The 22,667-nt window shown below is 70.8% G+C and carries 19 protein-coding genes; 6 read left to right on the top strand and 13 right to left on the bottom strand.

Annotated elements, in window-relative coordinates; genetic code table 11:
* Positions 1-10: 10 nt before the first annotated feature.
* On the bottom strand, positions 11-754 hold the full coding sequence (locus tag ACFWYW_RS47360; protein ID WP_379614020.1) for an SDR family NAD(P)-dependent oxidoreductase: 744 nt from the start codon (positions 752-754) through the stop codon (positions 11-13).
* Between the two features lie 40 nt (positions 755-794).
* Positions 795-1,244: a MarR family winged helix-turn-helix transcriptional regulator gene (locus ACFWYW_RS47355; protein WP_379614018.1), complete on the bottom strand. Its 450-nt coding sequence runs from the start codon at positions 1,242-1,244 to the stop codon at positions 795-797.
* Between the two features lie 144 nt (positions 1,245-1,388).
* Here ACFWYW_RS47355 and ACFWYW_RS47350 point away from each other — a divergent pair, with 144 nt between their 5' ends.
* Positions 1,389-3,083 carry a hypothetical protein gene (locus ACFWYW_RS47350; RefSeq protein ID WP_379614016.1) on the top strand — a complete coding sequence of 565 codons (1,695 nt, stop codon included), beginning with the start codon at positions 1,389-1,391 and terminating at the stop codon, positions 3,081-3,083.
* A 2-nt stretch (positions 3,084-3,085) separates the two neighbouring features.
* On the opposite strand, the gene ACFWYW_RS47345 is transcribed toward ACFWYW_RS47350, so the two are convergent.
* Positions 3,086-3,523, bottom strand: a complete 438-nt coding sequence (locus tag ACFWYW_RS47345; protein ID WP_379614014.1) for a sterol carrier family protein — start codon at positions 3,521-3,523, stop codon at positions 3,086-3,088.
* A 193-nt stretch (positions 3,524-3,716) separates the two neighbouring features.
* Here ACFWYW_RS47345 and ACFWYW_RS47340 point away from each other — a divergent pair, with 193 nt between their 5' ends.
* On the top strand, positions 3,717-5,675 hold the full coding sequence (locus tag ACFWYW_RS47340) for a PhoX family protein (protein ID WP_379614340.1): 1,959 nt from the start codon (positions 3,717-3,719) through the stop codon (positions 5,673-5,675).
* Between the two features lie 44 nt (positions 5,676-5,719).
* A complete protein-coding gene (locus tag ACFWYW_RS47335) occupies positions 5,720-7,600 on the top strand; it encodes an ABC transporter ATP-binding protein (protein ID WP_379614012.1) in 1,881 nt (626 codons plus the stop codon).
* On the opposite strand, the gene ACFWYW_RS47330 is transcribed toward ACFWYW_RS47335, so the two are convergent.
* Positions 7,564-8,973, bottom strand: a complete 1,410-nt coding sequence (locus ACFWYW_RS47330; protein WP_379614010.1) for an MFS transporter — start codon at positions 8,971-8,973, stop codon at positions 7,564-7,566. The two genes, ACFWYW_RS47335 and ACFWYW_RS47330, sit on opposite strands and share 37 nt — an antisense overlap.
* 73 nt (positions 8,974-9,046) lie before the next feature.
* Here ACFWYW_RS47330 and ACFWYW_RS47325 point away from each other — a divergent pair, with 73 nt between their 5' ends.
* Both ACFWYW_RS47325 and ACFWYW_RS47320 read left to right on the top strand, forming a co-directional pair.
* A complete protein-coding gene (locus ACFWYW_RS47325; RefSeq protein ID WP_379614338.1) occupies positions 9,047-9,703 on the top strand; it encodes a TetR/AcrR family transcriptional regulator in 657 nt (218 codons plus the stop codon).
* Entirely contained in the window at positions 9,700-10,449 is a 750-nt protein-coding gene (locus tag ACFWYW_RS47320; protein WP_379614008.1) for a methylenetetrahydrofolate reductase, read from the top strand. Before ACFWYW_RS47325 ends, ACFWYW_RS47320 begins: the two co-directional genes overlap by 4 nt.
* Before the next feature lie 146 nt (positions 10,450-10,595).
* Here the strand turns inward: ACFWYW_RS47320 and ACFWYW_RS47315 are convergent, their stop codons facing one another.
* Genes ACFWYW_RS47315 through ACFWYW_RS47305 form a run of 3 tightly spaced genes read right to left on the bottom strand, consistent with a single transcriptional unit; the run spans position 10,596 to position 14,778 of the window.
* Complete coding sequence (locus ACFWYW_RS47315) at positions 10,596-12,038, bottom strand: MFS transporter (protein WP_379614006.1); 1,443 nt, start codon at positions 12,036-12,038, stop codon at positions 10,596-10,598.
* Between the two features lie 34 nt (positions 12,039-12,072).
* Positions 12,073-12,735 (bottom strand): Crp/Fnr family transcriptional regulator, encoded by a 663-nt coding sequence (locus tag ACFWYW_RS47310; RefSeq protein WP_379614004.1) that lies wholly within the window; start codon positions 12,733-12,735, stop codon positions 12,073-12,075.
* 33 nt (positions 12,736-12,768) lie between these two features.
* Entirely contained in the window at positions 12,769-14,778 is a 2,010-nt protein-coding gene (locus ACFWYW_RS47305; RefSeq protein ID WP_379614002.1) for an adenylate/guanylate cyclase domain-containing protein, read from the bottom strand.
* A 226-nt stretch (positions 14,779-15,004) separates the two neighbouring features.
* On the opposite strand from ACFWYW_RS47305, the gene ACFWYW_RS47300 reads away from it, so the two are divergent.
* Positions 15,005-15,919, top strand: a complete 915-nt coding sequence (locus ACFWYW_RS47300) for a hypothetical protein (RefSeq protein ID WP_379614000.1) — start codon at positions 15,005-15,007, stop codon at positions 15,917-15,919.
* Positions 15,920-15,969: 50 nt separating this feature from the next.
* On the opposite strand, the gene purL is transcribed toward ACFWYW_RS47300, so the two are convergent.
* The 6 genes from purL to ACFWYW_RS47270 all read right to left on the bottom strand — a co-directional run bounded on the left by purL (position 15,970) and on the right by ACFWYW_RS47270 (position 22,543).
* On the bottom strand, positions 15,970-18,225 hold the full coding sequence (gene purL / locus ACFWYW_RS47295; protein ID WP_379613998.1) for a phosphoribosylformylglycinamidine synthase subunit PurL: 2,256 nt from the start codon (positions 18,223-18,225) through the stop codon (positions 15,970-15,972).
* Positions 18,222-18,902 (bottom strand): phosphoribosylformylglycinamidine synthase subunit PurQ, encoded by a 681-nt coding sequence (gene purQ, locus ACFWYW_RS47290; protein WP_379613996.1) that lies wholly within the window; start codon positions 18,900-18,902, stop codon positions 18,222-18,224. The genes purL and purQ overlap by 4 nt, the downstream gene beginning before the upstream one ends.
* 178 nt (positions 18,903-19,080) lie before the next feature.
* Positions 19,081-19,464: an ATP-binding protein gene (locus ACFWYW_RS47285; protein ID WP_184970239.1), complete on the bottom strand. Its 384-nt coding sequence runs from the start codon at positions 19,462-19,464 to the stop codon at positions 19,081-19,083.
* 221 nt (positions 19,465-19,685) lie between these two features.
* A complete protein-coding gene (gene purS / locus ACFWYW_RS47280; RefSeq protein ID WP_379613994.1) occupies positions 19,686-19,931 on the bottom strand; it encodes a phosphoribosylformylglycinamidine synthase subunit PurS in 246 nt (81 codons plus the stop codon).
* The gene (locus tag ACFWYW_RS47275; RefSeq protein WP_379614336.1) at positions 19,849-21,186 is read right to left on the bottom strand and encodes a hypothetical protein; all 1,338 of its coding nucleotides are present in this window, start codon (positions 21,184-21,186) and stop codon (positions 19,849-19,851) included. Before ACFWYW_RS47275 ends, purS begins: the two co-directional genes overlap by 83 nt.
* Positions 21,122-22,543, bottom strand: a complete 1,422-nt coding sequence (locus ACFWYW_RS47270) for a hypothetical protein (protein WP_379613992.1) — start codon at positions 22,541-22,543, stop codon at positions 21,122-21,124. Before ACFWYW_RS47270 ends, ACFWYW_RS47275 begins: the two co-directional genes overlap by 65 nt.
* Positions 22,544-22,667 lie beyond the last annotated feature (124 nt).

Genomic DNA, 22,667 nt, shown 5'->3' with positions numbered 1-22,667 from the left:
GGGTGCGAGATCAGGTGACATGGGCGGATCGTGCCGCGTTCGACCCTTCTCGGATGATCTCGCCGGTGAGGTTGTGGTTGGCGGCTGAACCGAGGAAGAGCAGGAGCGCCGCCACGTCGTCCGCGGTGGACAACCTCTTGCTGGGTGTACGGCCGGCCACCGCGTCGAACACCTGCCCGGGGATCGGACTGCTGTCCGTCCTGGTCAGGCCGACGGCGGCCACGTTCACCAGGACGCCGTCCATGCCCGCCTGCCAGGCCAGCGTGCGGGCCAGGCCGTGCAGGGCCATCTTGGCGGTGCCGTACGGGCCGGCGCCGGGTGTACCCTCCTCGGCGATCCCCGAGGAGACCAGAACGACCCGTCCGAAACCCCGCTCCCGCATCGCGGGCAACACGGACTGCGCGAGCACCACGTTGCCGAGCACGTTGGCGTGGAGCATCTCGCTCCAGTGCTCGATCGGAATCTCCTCGAAACTCTCCGTCCTGGGCGCGTCCCCGCCCCACATCACCGCGTTGGCGATCACCGAGTCGAACGGCCCCGCCGCGGCGACCGCCGCCCGGACGCTCCCGTGCTCACCCAGATCCAGGTGTACGGCCGCCGCCGTCCCGCCGGCCTGCTCGATTTCCTTCACGACCCGTTCGGCACGGTCGGGGCCGGACTTGTAGGTCAGGGTGACACGGTGCCCGGCGCGGCCGAACGCGCGGGCGGTGGCGGCGCCGATGCCGGACGAGCCGCCGGTGACGAGAACGTGCATGAGGACTCCATTCGTTGTTCTTAGCCAACTAATTAGTCGGCTAATCGCAACGGTGCAAGGGAGTTTCGCCCTCGGCGGAAGGGCAGGCCCACAGCTGGCCGACCAATCTGACCATCGTCGCGCGGTCCTCCGGGGCGAGCTGGGCCAGCACCTCGCGGTCGTTGCGCTCCCAGATCTCCTCCACCGGCGCCCGCAACGCCTTGCCCGCCTCCGTCAGATGGACGTGGCTCAGCCGGGGCCGCTTCGGGTCCGGCGTACGGCGCACGAACCCCGCCCGCTCCAGGCGCTGGATCGTCTTCGTCACCGTGGGCGGCTCCACGCCCAGCCGGGCGATCAGCTCGCTCTGCGACAGCCCGTCCTCGCGCCACAACTGGTTGAGCAGCATCTCCTGGCCCACGTGCAGGCCCAGCTCGCTCAGTTCGGCCGCCACCCGGTAGCGGTGCACCTTGGTGATCTTGATGAGCGCGTAGGTGAGGGTCTCGTCGAGCATGCCTTCATCTTGCCCGCCGCCAGCGGTTTTGGCGCAACATGAAGCAACCGTGGGCGGACTCTTACCGTGTCGCGCGGTTGCCGGGACCGGACGCGCGCGAAGGTGGGGTATCCGGCTATGACGACCCCGTCGGGAGACGCAGACGTGACCACACCTGGGGACCCGGACGAGCCGCGCCCACCTGCGCAAGGCCGTCCCGCACCAGACGCGCCAGACCAGCCGTCGCCGCCGCCCGCACCGCCCTCGCCGCCGCCCTCGCAGCCGCGCGCGGCCGGGCCGGACGACGACCTGCCCGAGCCGCCCGACTCCGACGAGCAGCCCGCCTCGTGGTGGGTGGAGGAGACGGTGCCCGGCGAGGACGAGACCGCGGCGCCGCCGTACGGGCGGCAGGAGCCCGCCTCCAACGGCGAGCCCTCTCCCTACGACACGCCCGGACAGGGCGGTCAGGCTGAGAGCAGCCCCTACGGGCAGGGCGGTGGCGGACGGGAAGAGCGTGGGGCGGGGGAGCCCGAGGCGTGGGGAGGCGCGGCGGCCGAGGAGCCGATCACGCCGGTGCCGCCCGTGGTGCCGCCGACCGTGCCACCGCCACCGCCGCCGCCTGAGCCGTCCCCGTGGAACGAGCCGGACGTGCCCGCGCCGCAGGACACCGAGCGCACCACCGCGTACGAGATCCCGGAGTGGGCACGCGACGACACGCCTCCGGCCGGGACACCCGAGCCCACCCGGTCCTGGGACGCGCCGGAGCCGCAGGGTTCCGAGCAGCCGGGAGCGGGGGAGACGCAGGCGTACCAGGTCCCGGGCTCGACGCCTTCTTACCCGGGCTGGGAGAGTTCGTCGCCGGCGTCGAGCTGGGAGGGGCCGGGCAGTTCGTCGTCATCGGGCCCGCAGCCGTCGCGCTACGACCCGCCCACGCCGCCGGAACGCCCGACGTTCGCTCCGGCCAGCCCGTACGAGGGCGGCCCCAAGGAGTACGGCACCGGCGCCACGTACGGCGAGTACCCGGAAGGCGGCACCCCGGGCAGCGGAACACCCGCCGGCCCAGGTGCGGCAGGTGCGGCAGGTGCGGCAGGTGCCGCCGCCGCGGGCGCCGCGGCGGGCGCGGCCTTCGGCGCCACAGCCCCAGGCGGCCAGAGCGGTCAGGGCGGTCAGGGCGGTCAGGGCGGTCAAAGCGGTCAGGGCGGTCAGGGCGGTCAGGGCGGTCAGGGTCAAGGCGATCAGGGCACCGGCGGTCAAGGCACGGGTGGCCAGGGTGCCGGTGGCCAGGGTGCGGGTGGTCAAGGGGCGGGTGCGGGGGAGGTGCCCTATGGGGCGGGGCCGCCTCGGGATCCCTATGCGGCCGCCGCCCAGAGTCCGGCGGAAGGCCCGGTCCCCGGCGCCTCCCCGTACGGCGGCGCCGACCCGTCGGTCCCCGGCTCCACCCCGTCCAGCCCGTACGGCGGCGCCCCCGGCGGCCCCGCCTACCCACCCGCCGGAGGCGGCGCCTACACCCCGCCCACCGGCGGCCCCGGCCCGTACCAGCCGGACTGGCAGCCCAAGAAGCCCGGCAACGGCCTGGCGGTGGCGTCGCTGGTGCTGGGTGTGGCGAGCGTGTTCCTGCTGCTGGTGTGCTTCACCGGCGTGCTCACCGCGATCATCGCGATCGTGCTCGGCGCGGTCGCGCTGTCCAAGGGCGGCAGCAAGGGCATGTCCTGGACCGGCATCGGCCTGGGCATCGCCACGCTGGTCCTGGCGGTGTGCGGGTTCTTCGCGATCCGCGCCTACTTCTCGGAGTGCGCCAACCTGCCGCCGCAGCTCAGCGAGCGCTGCGTGCAGAACAAGCTCCCGTGGAGCACCCCCTGACGTCAGAGGGGGAGGAATTCGGATAGGTCGGCACGGGCGCCGCTCGCTGAGACGGCGCCCTTCGCCATCGCCTCGTCCCACCCGATCCGGCCGAGCGCCAGGTCGATCCAGGTCCGCGCGTCGGTCTCGACCACGTTGGGCGGCGTCCCCCGGGTGTGCCTGGGTCCTTCGATCGCCTGCACGGCGGCGTGCGGCGGCACCCTGACCTCAACGGTCCGCCCCGGTGCCCCGGACGCCAGCCGTTCCAGCAGATACCGCACGGCCAGCCGCTCGGCGGCGCGCTCGGGAGCGGACCCCCGGTCGTAGGCGGTCACCACGGCCCCGACCAACGTGTCGGCGAGCCCGGCCGCGGGGCCGTCGTATTCCGGCTGGTCGTTGGCGATCAGCTGCGCGTCGAGCGCGGCCCTCAGCTTGTCGGGGTCGATCTTCCTGGCTGCCATCCCCCTATTCTCCAGCCCCGACCCCCACGTACCCCCAGCCAGCGTTCATCGAGGCGGTGACCGTCGTTCACCGGCGGTTCCGAATGCGGCCGTAGCGTCCCGGCGGAACGATTGCGCACCACCTTGGAGGAACCCCGTGTTGCTGCCCCTGCTCAACGACTCGCACAAGGGCGGCCGGTCGGCCCTGACGTGCATGTTCCGATGCGGCAACGCGTGCGCGCACGACGTCGCCAACCGCAGCGGCAACGCCTACTTCAGTGACATCGCCACCGAAGCCCTGTCCCGTCGCGGCGCCCTGCGCGCGGGTGCCCTGGGCGCGCTGGTGGTCGGGGCGGGTGTGGCGGGAGCCGTACCCGCGATGGCGGATCCCGCGGAGCCGGACGGAGAGCTGTCCGCGGCCGGATGGCACCACGGTGACCTGCGCTTCACGCCGGTGCCGCCGAACAAGGACGACGCGCTGCGCATCCCGGACGGCTACCGCTCCTCCGTCGTGGTCCGCTGGGGCGACCCGGTGCTGCCCGACGCCCCCGACTTCGACTTCGACAACCAGACGGCCGAGGCGCAGGCCAAGCAGTTCGGCTACAACTGCGACTTCGTGACGCTCTTCGAGATGGGGCGCAACCGCGGGCTGCTCTGGGTCAACCACGAGTACACCGACGAGTCGCTGATGTTCCGCGGGTACACGGCGGCGACGGCGACCCCCGAGCAGATCAAGATCGCGCTGGCCGCGCACGGCGGCTCGGTCGTGGAGGTGGAGCGCGTCCGGAGCACCGGTGAGTGGAAGCTGGTGACGAAGGGGCGGCGGCGCTACAACCGGCGTGTCACCGCGCAGACCCCGATGCGCTTCACCGGTCCCGCCGCGGGCCACGACCTGCTCAAGACGGCGGCCGACCCGGCCGGCCGCAAGCCGGTCGGCATGCTGAACAACTGCGCCGGCGGCACCACTCCCTGGGGCACGGTGCTGACCGCCGAGGAGAACTTCGACCAGTACTTCGTCAACGGCGACAAGAACAACCCCAACATCGCCCGCTACACGATCCCGACGAACATCCAGGCGTCCAACCGCCGCTTCGACAAGGTCGAGGAGCGCTTCGACCTGGCCAAGCACCCGAACGAGGCCAACCGGTTCGGGTGGATCGTGGAGATCGACCCGTTCGACCCGGACTCGACGCCGCTCAAGCGCACCGCGCTCGGCCGCTTCAAGCACGAGGCCGCCACCACCTCGATCTCGCGTGACGGCCGCCTCGTGGTGTACATGGGCGACGACTCGCGCTTCGAGTACATCTACAAGTTCGTCTCGAAGAAGCGCTACATCCCGGGCTTCGACCGGCACAACCGCACGCTGCTCGACGAGGGCACGCTGTACGTGGCCAAGTTCAGCGGCGACAGCCCCAAGGAGGAGATCGACGGCTCCGGCAAGCTGCCCGCCGACGGCGCCTTCGACGGGTCCGGCGAGTGGATCCCGCTGGTGTCCGGCGACGAGTCGCACGTGCAGGGGATGAGCGCGGCCGAGGTGCTGATCTACACGCGTACCGCCGCCGACAAGGTGGGCGCGACCAAGATGGACCGGCCCGAGGACATGGAGCGCAACCCGGTCACCGGCGCGGTCTACGTGGCGCTGACCAACAACACCGCCCGTACCCCCGCCCAGGTGGACGAGGCCAACCCGCGCCCGTCGAACAAGCACGGCCACGTGCTGGAGATCGTCGAGGGCCGCGGCAACGGCTTCGCCTGGTCGCTGCCGCTGGTCTGCGGCGACCCGAACGACGCCTCGACCTACTTCGCCGGGTACGACAAGACGAAGGTCTCGCCGATCTCCTGCCCGGACAACCTGGCCTTCGACCGCGACGGCAACTTGTGGATCTCCACGGACGGCAACGCGCTGGGCGCCAACGACGGCCTGTTCGTCACGCCGATGCGCGGCCGTGAGCGCGGGCACGTCCGCCAGTTCCTCACGGTGCCGGTGGGCGCGGAGACCTGCGGCCCGATGGTCACCGACGACCAGCGCAGCGTCTTCGTCGCGGTCCAGCACCCGGGCGAGATCGACGGCGCCACCCCGGACAACCCCGCCAGCCGCTGGCCCGACGGCGAGCAGCCCCGCCCGTCGGTCGCCGTCGTCTGGCACGGCAGGGGCCGCAAGATCGGCTCCTGAAAACGGCTTGACCTCAAGTTTGGTTGAGCTCTTACGGTCTACCCATGAGCATGGAGATGACCGCCTGGCACCAGCTGTACTCGATGAACAACAACCAGCGTGACCGAAGACGACTGTCCAAGGCCACGCTGAAACGGATAGGCGGTTTCGCCCGCCCTCACCGCCGCAGGATCGCCGTGTACCTGGCGCTCAGCGTGGTGATGGCGGGCCTGGCCGTCCTGGCCCCCGTCCTGGCGGGCCGGGTGGTGGACGCCATCGTCAAGGCGCAGCCCCTCAGCGTGGTGATCTGGCTGGCCGTGCTCATCGCCGGCCTGGCGCTGGCCGAGGCCGGGCTCGGCCTGATCAGCCGCTGGCTGTCATCCGGGCTGGGCGAGGGGCTGATCCTCGACCTGCGTACCGCGGTGTTCGACCACGTCCAGCGCATGCCGATCGCCTTCTTCACCAGGACGCGCACCGGCGCGCTGGTGAGCCGGCTGAACAACGACGTCATCGGCGCCCAGCGCGCCTTCACCGACACACTCTCCAGCGTCGCCGGCAACGTGGTCACACTCGTGCTCACCCTGACGGTCATGATCGGCATCTCCTGGCAGATCACGCTGCTGGCGCTGCTCCTGCTGCCGATCTTCGTGCTGCCCGCCCGCAGGATGGGCCTCAGGATCGCCGACCAGCGCCGCGAGGCCGCCGACCACAACGCGGCCATGAGCACCCAGATGACCGAGCGGTTCTCGGCGCCCGGCGCGACGCTGGTGAAGTTGTTCGGACGGCCGGCCAGGGAATCGGCGGAGTTCTCCGCAAGGGCCAGGCGGGTGCGCGACATCGGCGTGCGCACCGCGATGACCCAGTACTTCTTCGTCACCGCCCTCACCCTCGTCTCGGCCCTCGCCCTGGCGCTCGTCTACGGCCTCGGCGGCTTCTACGCCCTGAGCGGCAGTCTCGACCCCGGCTCGGTGGTGGCTCTGGCGCTGCTGCTGACCCGCCTGTACGCGCCGCTGACCAGCCTGGCCAGCGCCCGCGTGGACGTCATGAGCGCCCTGGTCAGCTTCGAGCGGGTCTTCGAGGTGCTCGACCTGGAGCCGCTGATCAAGGACAGGCCGGGGGCGCGGGCCGTACCCGATGGGCCGGTGACGGTGGAGTTCGACGACGTGCGCTTCGCCTACCCCTCGGCTGACAAGGTCTCCCTCGCCTCGCTTGAGGAGGTCGCGACGCTCGACTCCCGCGGCGGCGAGCGGGTCCTGCACGGCATCTCCTTCACCGCCGAACCCGGCCAGATGATCGCCCTGGTGGGCTCCTCGGGCGCGGGCAAGTCGACGATCGCGCAGCTCCTGCCGCGCCTCTACGACGTCGACGAAGGCACGGTACGGCTCGGCGGCGTCGACGTACGCAACCTGAGCGCCGACTCCATCCGCGAGACCCTCGGCATGGTCACCCAGGACGGCCACCTCTTCCACGACTCCATCCGCGGCAACCTGCTCTTCGCCCGCCCTGAGGCCACCGACGAGGAGATCTGGGACGCCCTGCGCCGGGCCCGTCTGTCCACCCTCATCGAGTCGCTGCCGGACAAGCTGGACACCGTGGTCGGCGAACGCGGCTACCGCCTGTCCGGCGGCGAGCGCCAGCGCCTGACCATCGCCCGCCTGCTGCTGGCCAAGCCGCAGGTGGTGATCCTGGACGAGGCCACCGCCGCGCTCGACTCCACGAGCGAGGCGGCCGTGCAGGCGGCGCTGGCCGAGGCGCTCGACGGCCGGACCGCCGTGGTGATCGCGCACCGCCTGTCCACGATCCGCGCCGCCGACCAGATCCTGGTGATCGAGGACGGCCGGGTGGCCGAGCGCGGCACGCACGAGGAACTCCTGGCCGCGGGTGGCCGCTACGAGGAGCTCTATCGCACTCAGTTCGCCGACCCGGCCATCTCCGCCGCGGCATGATCGGGCGTACGGGGCCGCCGCCGCATGGCCGACAGGCTCACCGGCACCCCGACCAGCACGATGACCGCCGCGATCACCAGCGTGAACTGGTAGGCGTCGAGGAAGGCGGGCAGCGGGGCCAGGCCGCTGCCGCTCTGCCGGGAGGTCAGGATCGCGCCGAGCACGGTGATCCCGAGCAGCCCGAACACCTCCCGGGAGACGTTCAGCACACCGGAGGCGACGCCCGAGCGTCCCTCCGGCAGCGCGTCGAGGACGGCGGTGGTCAGCGGCACCAGCATGCCGCCGCCGATCCCGTAGACCAGGAACCAGGGCAGCACGTCGAGGTAGCGGCCGTCGGCCCCCACTCCGGAGAGCATGAAGATGGCCGCCGCCATCAGCACGAGGCCGAGGGCCACGGTGGGGCCGATGCCGATGAGCCGGGCCAGCCGCTGTGACAGGAGGGCGACGACGGCCATGACCAGCGCCATCGGCACGAACGCGGCGCCCGCCTCGGTGGGGGAGAAGCCGAGCACGTTCTGCAGCCACAGCGCGCTGAAGAAGTAGATGCCGAACACGCCGAACGACCAGACGCCCATGCTCAGGATTCCGCCGCTGAAGACCCGGTCGCGAAAGAGCGACACGTCGATCATCGGCTCGGCCGAGCGGGACTCCACGAGCACGAAGAACACGGCGCCGGCCAGGGCGACGGCGAAGGCGGCCAGGATCAGAGGCGAGGTCCAGCCGGCCGACGAACCTTCGATGAGCGCGAAGGTCAGGGCGAACAGGGCGATCGTGGAACTGGCCAGGCCGGGCAGGTCGAGGCTGTGCCGTACCGGCTGGAATGCGGGGCGCACCGCCCACCAGGCCAGCCAGAACGTGGCGACGCCGAGCGGCACGTTGATCAGGTAGATCCAGCCCCAGTGCAGGTACTCGCTGATGAAGCCGCCGGTGACCGGGCCGAGCGCCATCGAGAGGGCGCCGGCCGAGCTCCAGATGCCGACGGCCCTGCCGCGTTCGGCGGGGTCGCGGAAGATCTGCGACAGCAGCGCCAACGAGGTCGGCGTGAGCAGCGCGGCCCCGACGCCCTGGGCGGCGCGGGCGGCGATCAGCGTGCCGCCGGACTCCGACAGGCCCGCCGCCAGGGACGAGAGCGTGAAGAGCGACAGCCCGGCCAGGAAGATCCGCCGCGCGCCGAACAGGTCGGCCAGCCTCCCGCCGACCAGCATGAGTCCGGCGAAGACCAGGATGTACGCGGTCGTGATCCACTCCAGCCCGGAGATCGTGAGACCGAGCTCCCGCTGGATCGTCGGCAGTGCGGTGTTCTGGATGTTGTTGTCCAGGTAGGTCATCGTCGTCCCGAGCGTCACAGCGCCCAGGGCCCACCATCTGCGCATGATCATTCCTTCCTGTACGCCGTACTTGTACGACGTACAGGAGACCTTGTACGGCGTATAGTTGTCAACCGTGATGGGAAAACTGAGCGCCGAGGCGATCGTCGAACGCGCCCTGGAGATCGGCGACGACGAAGGACTCGACGCGGTCACGATCCGGCGGCTGGCCACCGACCTGGGCGTCACGCCGATGGCGCTCTACTGGCACTTCAAGAACAAGGAACTGCTGCTCATCGGCATGGCCGACCACCTGATCGCCGGGTTCCAGGTCGGCCACGACGACGGGCGGCCCTGGCTCGACCAGCTACGCGACCTCGTGGAGGGCCTGATAAGGACGCTGCGCCGGCACCCGTGCGCCAAGAACGTGCTGGAGCAGACCGACCAGACCCAGGTGCCGCGGTTCCTGGCCGTCTGGGACCTGGCGCTCGGCCTGGCCCGCGAGGGCGGGTTCGGCGTGGAGGAGAGCTGCCTGATCACCAAGTACATCCTGCAGAGCGCCATCGCCATCGCCGACGCCCCGGTGCACTTCCGCGCCGCCTGCACCCCCGAGCAGGCGAGCGAGATGCTCAGGGTCAAGCGGGTGGGCCTGGAGTCGCTTCCCGCCGACCGCTACCCGAACATCGTGGCGATGGCCGCGCCCATGGTCGGCGACCTGGACCCCGGCTTCTACGACTCCTTCGGCGTCGAGCTGATCCTCAGCGGCATCGCCGCCCTGGCAGGATCACGGACATGACCTTCGAGCTGATCTGCGAGATCGAACCGCCCACCAAGCCCGATCTGAAGCACGTCAGGCACCAGATCGGCACGCTGAGCAAGATCGCCCACTCCTTCCTCATCCCCGACAACCACATCGGCCGCGCCACGGTCTCGTCGGTCGCGGTCGCGCACGAGGTGGAGGCCATGGGAGGGCGCAGCATCGCCTGCCTGAACTCCCGCGACCGCAACCTGCTCGGCTTCCGCCGCGACCTGCTGACGGCCGCCGCGTACGGGGTCGACCAGTTTCTGTTCGTCTTCGGCGACAAGCCGACGAGCGGCAACCGCACCAGCGACCTCACGGTCCGCTCGATGATCGACGAGGCCAGGGCGTTCTCCCCGGACTTCAAGGTCGGCGCGGCGGCCGGGCACCGCCCGCTCCCCGCGTGGAAGCGCGCGGCCGACTTCCTGTTCGTCCAGGTCAGCTTCGACCTGGACACGTTGCTGCGCTGGCGCGAGGCCAACCCCGTCGACGTGCCCGTCTACGCCGGCGTCATGGTCCTGGCCAGCGAGTCGCACGCGCGCCGCCTGGCCGGCGCCATCCCCGACATCGCGATCCCCGAGTCGATGTTCACCGCCCTGGCCGCCGACCGCATGGCCGGTGTTGAGGCGGCCTGCGAGCACGTGCTGGCCATCCGCGACTCCGGCGCGTACGACGGCGTCCACCTCATCCCGGTCGCGCGCTACCGCGACGTCGAGTCCCGCCTGTCCACCGAACTCGCCTGACCCCGAAGATCACTCCGTGACTCCCATGAAGCGCTGGATCGCCAGCATCTCGGCCTGGTCGTCTGGGTCGTCTCGCAGTCGTTCGGCATCCTCGTTCGCCTGCTCAAGCAGGTGTTCCCTGAACGTCCGCAGGATCGCGTGAGACGTTACGGCTTGGGGTTGCGGGCGAGGACGGCCAGGAGGGTGCCGAGGAGGGCGACGGCGAACAGGACGGTGTAGGCGCGCTGGAAACCGGTCATGAGCTGGTCCACGGCCACGGGTGACAGCTTGGACAGCGTGGCCGCGTACACCTGGTCGCGCAGTTCCGGCCCCACCGCACTGGTGATCAGGCTCAGCGACAGGCCCACGCTCAGCACGACCCCCACGTTCATGACCATGATGCGGAAGCCGTTCACCACCCCGAGGCTGCCGGCGGGCAGCGCGGACATCACCTGCGTGGTGTTGCCGGTCAGGAACGTCCCGCTCCCGCACCCGGCCAGGAAGAGCCCCACCCCGATGATCCAGTACGGCGTGGCCGGATCCGCCGTCAGCATCAGCGTCCCGAGACCCAGGGCGCTGAACACCGACCCCCCGATCGACAGCGCGTGCGGAGACAGGCGGCGCCCGAGCGCCCCGGCGATGGGCGAGGCGAGCGCCATGCCCACGGGCACCGGCAGGACGCTCAGACCGGCGGTGAAGGCGTCCAGGCCGCGGGCGGACTGGAAGTACAGGGCGACCACCAGGATCAGCGCCGAGCGGGCCAGAGCGTTGCAGAAAGAGGCCAGGTTCGCGCAGGCCAGCATCCGCCCCGCGAACAGCCCCATGTTGAGCACCGGGTGCGAGGCCCGCCGTTCCACGACCACGATCAGCGGGGCCAGCACCAGGAAGACGGCGGCGCCGGTGAGCACGACGGGGCTGGACAGGCCACGGGAACCGGCCTCCGACAACGCCAGCAGTACCGCGGACAGGGCGGCGAACACCAGCACGTTGCCCAGCGCGTCCACCGGCTCGCGCGGCCCGCGCGGCATTTTGCGCAGCGTCACCGCGCCCCACGCCAGCGCGATCACCCCGGCGGGCACGTTCACCCAGAAGATCCACTGCCAGCCCGCTGTGTCGGCGATGAGGCCGCCCAGCGTGGGGCCGGCGAGCTGGGCGACGGAGAGGGTGCCGATGTAGACGCCCATGCCCTGGCTGAGCCGGTCGGGCGGGAAGGCGTCGGTGATGATGACGGTCCCGTTGGCCAGGATCATGGCGGCGCCGATGGCCTGTACGACCCGCATCGCCACCAGGAACCACACGTTCGGCGAGAACCCGGCCAGCAGCGAGGCCACGGTGAACAGCGCGAACCCGGCCAGATAGATCTCCCGCCGCCCGAGCAGGTCGGCGACCCGGCCGAAGAAGACCAGGCTGGCGGTGTTGACCAGCAGGAACGCCAGCAGGATCCAGCCCGACTCGAACGGCCCCGCCCGGAAGTGCCGGACGACCGCGGGCAGCGCCACGTTGAGCGTGCTCCCGGCGATGCCGATCAGGACAAGCCCGAGACTGGTGACCGACACGACCTTCCAGGCATACCGGAGGCGGCTGGCGTAATCGGGGGAGACCGCGACCATGCCCCCCACTATGACGTACGACGTACGTCCGCTTTCACCTGGCCCGCTTGCGCAGCCCCTCCAGGTCGTGGATGATCACCCGCCGCCGCCCGGTCTCGATCAGCCCGCGGTCGCGCAGCGAGCGCAGCGCCTTGCTGACCGCCTCCCGCGAGGCGCCGGTCCAGCCGGCCAGCTCGTCCTGGGACAGGGGCAGCGCCACGCGTACCCCGCTGTTGGTCTTCTCGCCGTAGCGCTCGGCCAGCTCGATCAGCCGGGTCGCCACCCGCCCTGTCGTGTCGAACGCCCCGTACTCGATCCGCTTGCGGTCGGCGTCGCGCAGCTTCTCGGTGACCGACTGCATGAGGAGCACCGCCACCCGCCCGTGCTCGCGCAGGTAGGCGGGGAAGTCCTGCACCACTATGCCCTCGATCGGCTCCAGCGCCGCCACCGTGGCCGAGCGCGGCCAGCCGTCGATCGACGACATCTCGCCGATCAGCGCGCCAGGCCCGCGGATGGCCAGCACGACCTCGGTGCCGCTGCTGGTGTGTGATGAGCACTTGACCCGGCCCTCGGTCAGCACCAGCACCCAGTCGGAGGTGTCGCCTTCTGTCATGACGGTCGTGCCGCGCTCCCATCGGCGCGGCCGGCCCGCCGCGCGCAGCGCGGCGATCTCTTCCGGGGTGAGCAAGGAGGTGAACTCGCCAGGCTCTGGGTTCATGCCGCGATTATGACTGTACGGCCGCCGCCCCTTCTATGGCATTGTCAGCAGAACGTGGGCCTCCACCCGCTCATCCTTGCCCTTGAGCTCCAGCCTTCCCAGGGACCGGGTCGCCACGCCGGCGCCGAGCTGGGCCAGCGTGGTCGCGCCGATGACCACCGAGCCGGGCTCCGCGACACCCTGCAGCCGCGCGGCCACGTTCACGCAGTCGCCCATCGCGTTGAACCCGCGCAGCTCCGGGCTGCCGATGTTGCCCACCAGCGCGGGACCGGTGTTGACCCCGACACGGAACGTCGGCCACTCCACGTCCGCGCCCCGGCTCTCGGCGGCGATCACCTCCGCCGCCTCCTGCATCGCCAGCGCCGCCCGGCAGGCCGCCGCCGCGTGGTCGTGCTGGGTGGCCGGCGCGTTGAACAACGCCAGCAGCGCGTCCCCGACGAACTGCACGATCGTGCCGCCGTTGTCGAGAATGCACGGCACCGCGGCGGTGTGGTACCGGTTCAGCATCTCCACGATCTCGCCCGGCGTGACCCGCTCGGAGAACGTCGTGAACCCCTTGAGGTCGGCGAACAACGCCGTGAGCTGCTTGAGCTGCCCGCCGAGCGCCGCCTGGTCCGGATCGGCGAGCAGCGCGTTGGCCACGTCGGGCGACATGTACTGCCGGAACAACGTGTTGAGCTCGTGGTAGAGGCGGGCGTTCTCCAGCGAGATCGACAGCTGTCCCGCCAGCGTGGCCGCGAGCGCCTCATCCTGCGCGGTACGGCCCAGCGGCACCTCCAGCGCCCCGGCCAGATGCCCCTTCACGGTCAGCGGGTAGGCGACGAGCTGGTCCCGGTGGACCGGGGCGTGCCCCTCGAAGACGTACTCGCGGGAGCCGATGTCCACCTGCCCGTCGGAGACCAGGCCGATCCTGACGTCCCCGTACGCCTGGCGGACCCGTTCCAGCGCGGTGGCCAGCAGCTCCGTCTCCGGCAGGCCGACCCGGGTCTGGGCGCTGACGTCCACGAGGGCGGCCAGGCGCTCCGACAGCCGCCGCTCGTTGGCCAGGGCCTCGCCGGCCCGGTCCAGGACGGCCGCCTGGCTCTCGGTCAGGTCGAACTTGCCGGCCAGGCGGGTGGCGGCCAGGGGTTCGCCGCGCCGTACGTGCTCGACGAGCTCTTCCAGGGCGCGGTCGTAGTCGGCCTTGACGCGCGCCACCGTCGCCGACAGGGCGACGGCGTCGAACAGGCCCGCGCTCGACCCCTCGCGGCGGAACTTCAGGTACGAGCTGTAGCCGACGAAGACGAAGGCCAGCGTCAGCAGGATGTGCCAGAGCCACCAGGTCAGGTGCCAGTTGAGCTGCGACATCCCGGCCAGCATCGCCTCGCCCAGGAGCGCGTAGGCGGTGATCAGGCTGATCAGCATGGCCGCGGGGCGTCTGCGGTGGATCAGGAACATCATGACGGTGGCGGCGCCGTACAGCAGGACGCCTGGAATGGAGCCCCAGACCAGCCAGTCGGCGTGCTCGCCGAGCGGCGGGTCGCTGAGCGGGGTGAGGCCGGGCAGCAGTGAGGACAGCCCCCACAGGATCATGAAGCCGATCAGCGCGCCGCGGATGACGTGCTGCGCCTCCAGTACGCGCGCCGCCGCACGCTCACCCAGCGGCAGCGCGGAGGCGAACGCGAACCCGGCCGCGAGGGTGAGCCCGACCTGCTGCCCGATGTCGAACCCGAGCGAGCCGACCGGAAGGATCACCTGCGGGGTGGCCAGGCCGTGCAGGAAGAAGAACCCGGCGCTGGTCAGGAACACCATGGACACGAGGAACAGCCGCGCGTCCTGCCGCCGGCGCGAGGCCTCGCTGACCATCAGGCCGAGTGTCACGTTGAGTCCGGCGACCGCGAGGATCATCCAGAAGTGGCTGGGATTGTGCTGCCACATGATGTTCAGCTTCTCCTGCGCGAGGAGAAGCCAGAGTCCGAGCAGGGGCAGCGCTAGATGGATCGCCCAGACGACGGCTCTGACCGGCTGGGTGGCTGGCGGGAGGAAGGGACGGTCGGTAGGCAACGTGCGGCCTCCGCAGTGACGTGGGCCCCGAACAGTCCTGATTATCCCTAAGTCCGGCGGAGAGCGGTGCGTCGTTTTACGCAGTCCGTCAGTCAGAGTTGGTAAGCCCAGTTCGTCACTCTCTGTCAGTTATGAACACGTTATGTGGTTCTTGCCATCCGTTGGAACGGTTGAAGCGTGAACCTCATGCTCACCATGAGCATCAGATTCCCCTGGAAGGACAACCGTGGCCCTCAAGACTCGCGTGCTCCCGCTCGCCGCCGCAGGCGCGCTGGCCGCCTCACTGCTGACCGTCGGTGGCGTCGCCACCGCTTCCACCTCCTCGGCGGCCGAGGTGCACGCGTGCGTGCACAAGAAGACCCGGTACGCCCGCATCGTCAACCCGGCCACGCCCTGCAGGAAGACCGAGATCCGGGTGCTCATCGGGGGCGGCGGCGGGCACAGCACCTCCGGCGTCCAGGGCCCCCAGGGCGAGCGCGGTCCAGCGGGCCCCGCCGGCCCGGCCGGCGCCACCGGCCCGACCGGCCCCCAGGGCCCCAAGGGCGTGCCCGGCCTGAAGGGCGCCACCGGCCCGCAGGGCCCGAAGGGCGCCGACGGCGCCCCGGGCAAGGACGGCGCCACCGGCCCCAAGGGCGCAGACGGCAAGGACGGCGCGACCGGTCCCAAGGGCGCAGACGGCAAGGACGGCCTGAACGGCAAGGACGGCGAGCGCGGCCCGGCCGGGCCGGCGGGCCCCAAGGGCGACGACGGCAGGCCCGGCACCCCCGGCAAGACTGGCGAAAAGGGCGAGACCGGCCCCCGCGGCTTCAAGGGCGACAAGGGTGACACCGGCCCCCAGGGGCCCAAGGGTGACCCCGGCACAGGCGGTGGCGGCACCTACACGACCTACACCGAGACCAGCTCGATCGGCTACACCTCCGGCACCGCCTCGTGCAAGGGCAACGACGTGGTCACGGGCGGCGGCTTCTCCGGCATCTCCACCCGGTACACCGTCATCAGCAGCATGCCCTCGGGCTCCAAGAGCTGGTCGGTGACGATCGCCAAGGACAACAACAACGACGACAGGAGCGTCGCGGAGACCAGCACCCACGGCGGCAGCGGCAACGGCACCGTCTACGTGGTCTGCCTCAAGAAGGTCTGACCCGCGCCGAGGGGCCGGTGGGAACGCCACCGGCCCCTCGGAACCACCGTCTAGCCCAGCAGCTCCGGCAGCGTCCCCTCGTGCGTCTCGCGCAGTTCCGCGAGCGGCACCTCGAACACGCCCTCCACGACCAGTGAAGACCCACCGGTCACGCCGAGCCCGTAGCAGGGCACCTCGTGCCGCGCGCACAGCGCCGCGAACTCGTCGAACGCCTCCGGCCTGACCGCCACCAGCGCCCGCGCCGACGACTCGCTGAACAGGTCGGTGAACGTGTCCCCGGTCAGCGAAGCCGACACCGTCGCGCCGACCCCGGCGGCCAGGCAGGCCTCGGCCAGCGCGATCCCGAGCCCGCCGTCCGACAGGTCGTGCGAGCCCCGCAGCAGCCCGCGCCGCGCCGCCTCGACCAGCACGGTGGCCAGCGCCGCCTCCGCGACGAGGTCGGCCTCCGGCGGCAGTCCGCCCAGGTGGCCGTGCGCCACGTGCGCCCACTCGGAGCCGCCGAACTCGGCCTTCGTCTCACCCAGCAGCGCGACCCGCAGCCCCTCGGCGGTGAAGCCCGAGGGCACCCGCTTGGCCACGTCGTCGATGACGCCGAGCACGCCCACGACCGGCGTCGGGTGGATGGCGGTGCTGCCGGTCTGGTTGTAGAAGGAGACGTTGCCGCCGGTCACCGGTACGCCGAGGATCTTGCAGGCGTCGGCCAGGCCGCGTACCGCCTCGGCGAACTGCCACATCACCTCGGGGTCCTCGGGCGAGCCGAAGTTGAGGCAGTTGGTGACGGCCAGCGGCTTGGCTCCGGTGACGGCCACGTTCCGGTAGGCCTCGGCCAGAGCGAGCTGCGCCCCCGCGTACGGGTCGAGCTTGGCGTAGCGGCCGTTGCCGTCGGTGGCCAGCGCGATGCCGCGGGTGGTGGGCTCCGAGCCCGCCATCACCTCCGAGATACGCAGCATGCCCGCGTCGGCCGGCTGGGCCAGCACGGTGTTGGAGCGCACGTACCGGTCGTACTGGGAGGTCACCCACTCCTTGGAGGCCAGGTTCGGCGAGCCGAGGAGCTGCAGGAGCGCGGCCCGCAGGTTGTCCGGGCGCTCCAGGCGGTCCGGGGTGTCGGCGTTGAGCGCGGGCTGGCCGACCGGCTCGTGGTAGGGCCGCTCGTACACCGGTCCGTCGTCGGCCGCGGTGCCCGGCGGGATGTCCACGATGACCTCGCCGTCCCAGGTCATGATCAGGCGGCCGGTGTCGGTCACCTCGCCGATGACGACGGCGGGCACGTCCCACTTCTCGCAGATGGCCATGAAGGCCGGGATGTCCGACGGCGTGACGACCGCCATCATCCGCTCCTGGGACTCGCTCATCAGGATCTCCTCGGGCCTTAGCGAGGGATCGCGGAGCGGGACCAGGTTGAGGTCGACGTGCATACCGCCGGTGCCCTTGGCGGCCAGTTCCGTGGTGGCGCACGAGACGCCCGCCGCGCCGAGGTCCTGGATGCCGACGACCACGTCGGCCGCGTAGAGCTCCAGGCAGCACTCGATGAGGAGCTTCTCCATGAACGGGTCGCCGACCTGTACGGCGGGCCGCTTGGCCTGCGACTCGTCCTCGAAGGTCGCCGAGGCCAGCACCGAGGCGCCGCCGATGCCGTCGGGACCGGTGGAGGCGCCGAACAGCACGACCTTGTTGCCGGGGCCCGGCGCGGTGGCCAGCTTGATCTGGTCCTTGCGCAGCAGGCCGACGCAGAGGGCGTTGACCAGCGGGTTGCCGATGTAGCAGGGGTCGAAGACGACCTCGCCGCCGATGTTGGGCAGGCCGAGGCAGTTGCCGTAGGAGGAGATGCCCTCGACGACGCCGGGCAGCACCCGCTTGGTGTCCTGCTGGTGGGCGCCGCCGAAGCGCAGCGCGTCCATGACGGCGATCGGGCGCGCGCCCATCGACATGATGTCGCGCACGATGCCGCCGACGCCGGTGGCCGCGCCCTGGTGCGGCTCGACGTAGGACGGGTGGTTGTGCGACTCGATCTTGAACGTGGCGGCCCAGCCGTCGCCGATGTCGACGACGCCGGCGTTCTCGCCCATGCCGACGAGCAGCGCCTCGGACTTGGGCGCCTTGGTGGCGAACTGCCGCAGATGCACCTTGGAGGACTTGTACGAGCAGTGCTCCGACCACATGACGGAGTAGATGGCCAGCTCGGACCCGGTGGGCCGGCGCCCCAGGATCTCCTTGACCCGGTCGTACTCGTCCCGCTTCATCCCAAGCTCGGCGAACGGCATCGCCTCATCGGGGCTCACAGCGGCCCGCTTCACCGAATCGGTCATGAGTTCACCAGCTTCCTGAGAATGGAGGTGAAGAAGCCGCGCCCGTCGGTCGACGGGGCGCCGACCAGGTCTTCGACCGCGTGCTCGGGGTGGGGCATGAGGCCGACGACGTTTCCGGCCTCGTTGGTGATGCCCGCGATGTCGTTGAGCGAGCCGTTGGGGTTGCCGAGGTAGCGGAAGACCACCCGGCCATCCGCCTCCAGCTCGGCCAGCGTCTCGTCGGAGGCGACGTAGCGCCCCTCGCCGTGCTTGACCGGCAGCACGATCTCCTGACCGGCCGCGAAGTCGTGGGTCCAGGCGGTCCGGTCGGACTCCACGCGCAGCCGCTGGTCGCGGCAGACGTAGTGCAGCGAGGCGTTGCGGGTCAGCGCCCCGGGCAGCAGGTGCGCCTCGCACAGGATCTGGAACCCGTTGCAGGTGCCGAGCACGGGCAGGCCCGCCCTCGCCGCCGGGATCAGATCGTCCATCAGCGGCGCGAACCGGGAGATGGCCCCGCACCGCAGGTAGTCGCCGTAGGAGAAGCCGCCGGGCAGGAAGACCGCGTCCACTCCCTTGAGATCGTGGTCGGCGTGCCACAGCGGAACGGCCTCGGCACCGGCCAGCCGCACGGCTCTCGCCGCGTCCTGGTCGTCGAGTGTGCCGGGAAACGTGACAATGCCCACTCGGGCAGCGCTCATGACTTCGTCCCTCCGAGGATGCGCACGCGCGCGCCACCATCTCTTGCTGGCGGATGGCGGTCTGCGGCGGTGCCCACAATCTATCGGGTGCGCGGGCGTGCCTCTGTGAGGGCCTCCGGATGCGGACATGCCGCTGGTACGGCGAGGCGGCGGCCTGCCGTACGGAATGGGGGGAATGTCAGACGGCGGCGAGCTCGCGCGGCCGGGTGTCGGCCTCGTCCCACGCCAGCTGCTTGCGCAGGTGGACCGTGGTGCCCTGGCCGGGCGTGACGCCGAAGGAGATCTCGTCCACGACGGAGCGCATGATCAGCAGGCCGCGGCCGTTCTCGGTCTCGGGAGGCGGGAAGTGCAGGGGCATCGAGGGCAGCCCGCCGCCGTTGTCGGCGACGCGGACGTCGCACCGGCCATAGCCGATGGCGGCCGTGACCTCGTAGCGGTTGGCGGGACCCCCGTGCCGCACCGCGTTGGAACATGCCTCGGAGACGGCGAGCAGCATGTCGGCGATGCAGCTTTCGCTTACGCTGAGTGAGCGCATAGCATCGCCGAGCACTCGCCTGACCATCGGTATGCCGATCGCATCCCGAGGCAGTGCCAACGAGAACTCAATATCCACCGGACCCCTCCCGGCGCCAGAACGTCACCTGGAGTAGGTTTCCCCGAGAAATCAGGGCTAACCGCAAAATCACGTTGTTGTTATTTAGTATTGGTAAGCCCGTGGGATTGTGGCACAGCAAAACCCGGCTTTAAGCCGCCAGGGGCAATTCTGGTGCCAAACGTACGCTTCTACCCCTCAACCCGCACGACGTAGTCCTCGATGACGGTGTTGGCCAGGAGCGTCTCGGCCATCTTTCGGACGTCCGCAAGTGCCGCCTCGTCGGCGGGGCCGTCCAGTTCGATCTCGAAGCGCTTGCCCTGACGGACGGCGGAGACCCCGGCGAAGCCCAGCCTAGGCAGGGCTCGGGCGATCGCCTGCCCCTGCGGGTCGAGAATCTCCGGCTTCAGCATGACGTCGACGATGACGCGCGCCACTTGGGTCCTCCTGCGATGGCGATGGTGGTCGGGTGCCGAGGGTCAAGCCTAGTGCCAGGCAGACCAGCGGAATCGCCGGGATGACGTAACGCACGTCATAGGCGGCCAGGAAGGGCGGCGAGACGGCCAGCGCGAGCGCCGCCACGCCCGGCAGCAGCGCGTCCCAGCGCCGCCGGACCAGCGCGGCGCCCAGCGCGCCGGCCAGGCCCAGCATCAGCACGGGGAAGGGCAGGTAGCCGAAGCGCTGGTAGGCGCGCAGCCACCCGGCGAACGGCTCGACGACGCGGGTGGCGGCGGGGCCGTCCTCGTAGGACTCGGCGATCTCCTTGACCGAGCCTTTCAACGGGCGCTCGGCGGCGGGGAACTTGTAGGGCGTCTTCTCCGCCGCGGCGGTGCGCTCCCAGCGCAGCAGCTTGGTGAGGTCGGTGGCCACCGCGCCGAGGTAGGGGCCGGGCTGGGCGAGGATCGCCTTCCTGGCGAACTCGCCGGCCAGTTGGTTGCGGTTGGCGGTGCCGGGCACCTTGAGCAGGGGCGAGAAGCTCTCCCACAGCCAGTACGGCGGGTAGGGGCGCTGTTCCACCGGCATGTTCGGGCAGAGCACGGCCAGGCGCTCCGGCGGTCTGATCACCGCGCAGTCGGCGAAGCTCATGGTCCTGGACCACAGGAAGTTGCCGTCCGCCTCGGTCAGCGCGAACTTGCCCTTTTCGACCTTGGTCCAGGTGGCGTACGCGCCGAGCGGGACGGCCCCGGCCACGACGAGGGCCACCAGCGGGCGCCAGCCGTACCGGCGGATGAGCAGGTAAGCGGCGGTGAGGATGAGCAGCGGCAGGCCGACCGTGCGGGTGATGCCCGCGAGCCCGAGCAGCAGCCCGCCCACGGCGGCGGTGGCCGGGGTCACCCGCCAGACGATAAGCGTGATCGCGCCGCAGACCAGCACGATGAAGACGAGGTCGGCCATGATCATGTGTTCGAGCAGGACCATGAACTCGTCGAAGAGGATGGGCGTGACCAGCAGCGTGGCGCCCCAGCCGGGCAGGCCGCGGCGGCGTAGCAGCAGGTAGACGCCGACCGCGAGGGCCAGGCCGAGCAGGTGCTGCGCGACGGTGATCAGCGTGAGGCTGTGCGCGGGGCGCAGCAGCGCCAGCAGCAGGGAGTAGCCCGACGGGCGGGTGGTGCCGGGGGCGAGCTTCTCACTCAGGAACGCGAAGGAGTCGCCGAAGAACAGCAGCGACGGGGGATAGCCCAGGACGGCCAGCAGGCGCAGCGCGATCGCGGGTATCAGGGTGACGATCAGGGCGCGGTGTGCTGACACGAGAACTTCTCTTCCTAGGGAGACCGCGACCCAGGCTAATAGGAAATGTCACCATCCCGATTGCCAGACAGGTCAGCGGGACGGCCGCGAGCACGTATCGGATGTCGTATCCGCTCACGAACGGCGGGCCGGCCACCAGCGTCACCGCCGCCAGTCCGGGCAGCAGCGCCTCGGGCCGCCGCCTGATGACCGCCGCCGCCAGTGAGCCGAGCAGAGCCAGCGTGAGCAGGGGATACGGCAGGTAGCCGAAGCGCTGGTAGGCGCGCATCCACCCGGCGTACGGCTCGACGAGGCGCGTGCCGGCGGGGCCCCGCTCGTAGCTCGCGGGCCCGGGATCCTTCACCGGCCGTTCCTCGCGCGGAAACTGGTACGGGTTGCGCTTGCCGGGCACCACCCGCGCGGAGGTGCGCTCCCAGCGCAGCAACTCGCCGAGATCCCTGCCCACGGCCGCCAGGTACGCCACGGGCTGGGCGGCGATCGCCTCGCGGGCGAACTGCCCGGCGACCGCGTTGCGCTCCTTGACCGGGATGCGATCGAGCGTCCCGCCCCACAGCCAGAACGGCGGCGCCGCCCGCTTCCCGGCGGGCTGGCCGGTGCAGAGCCGGGTGTCAGCGGGCCTGATGATCCGGCAGTCGGCGAAGCTCATGGTCCGCGCCCACAGGAACATCCCGTCCGCCCTGGTCAGGGCCGGGGATCCGGTCTCGGCGAACGCCCAGGCGGAGTACGCCACCAGCGGCGCCAGCCCGGCCGCCGCCAGTCGCAGCACCGGCCGCGGACCCACCCTGCGCGCCGTCAGGTAGGCAACGCCGAGGACGAGCACCGGCAGGCCGATGGTCCTGGTGAGCGCGGCGGCTCCGAGTAGCAGGCCGGCCGTGCCGTACCAGCCGCTGAGCAGGGCGAGCACGCCGCCCGTCACAAGCGCGGCGAACAGCGCGTCGGCCATCACCATGTGCTCCATGAGGATGAGGAACTCATCGAACAGCAGCGGCGTGACGGCCAGCGTGGCGCCCCACCCGGGCAGGCCGCGGCGGCGTAGTAATGCATAGACCGAAACTGCCAGGACGAGCCCGATCACGTGCTGCGCCGCGGTGACCAGGGCCAGGCTGTGCGCCGGGCGGAGCACGTGCAGGAAGATGGAGTAACCCGCAGGTCGGAACGTTCCAGGGGCGGGCGCGCGGAGGTAGGTGAAGGAGTCGGCGAAGAACAGCAGGGCCGGGGGATGTCCGGCCATGGTCAGAACGCGCAACACCACGGCCGGGACCAGTGCCACGAGCAGAAACCAGTGGTTTCTGGGCAGCACAAAGACACGTGATGTCGATATCACGTCGGCTCCTTTGGGGGTCGTTTACCTCTTCTTGCCGCCTGTTGCCGAAAGGGTTCACGCCCGTTACGTGGGGAACTTGGACGACATGGGGCTTGCGCGA

Origin of the sequence: Nonomuraea sp. NPDC059023 (assembly GCF_042740095.1) — a bacterium.
Taxonomy (GTDB): domain Bacteria; phylum Actinomycetota; class Actinomycetes; order Streptosporangiales; family Streptosporangiaceae; genus Nonomuraea.
This window is presented reverse-complemented; position numbering and strand designations above follow the sequence as displayed.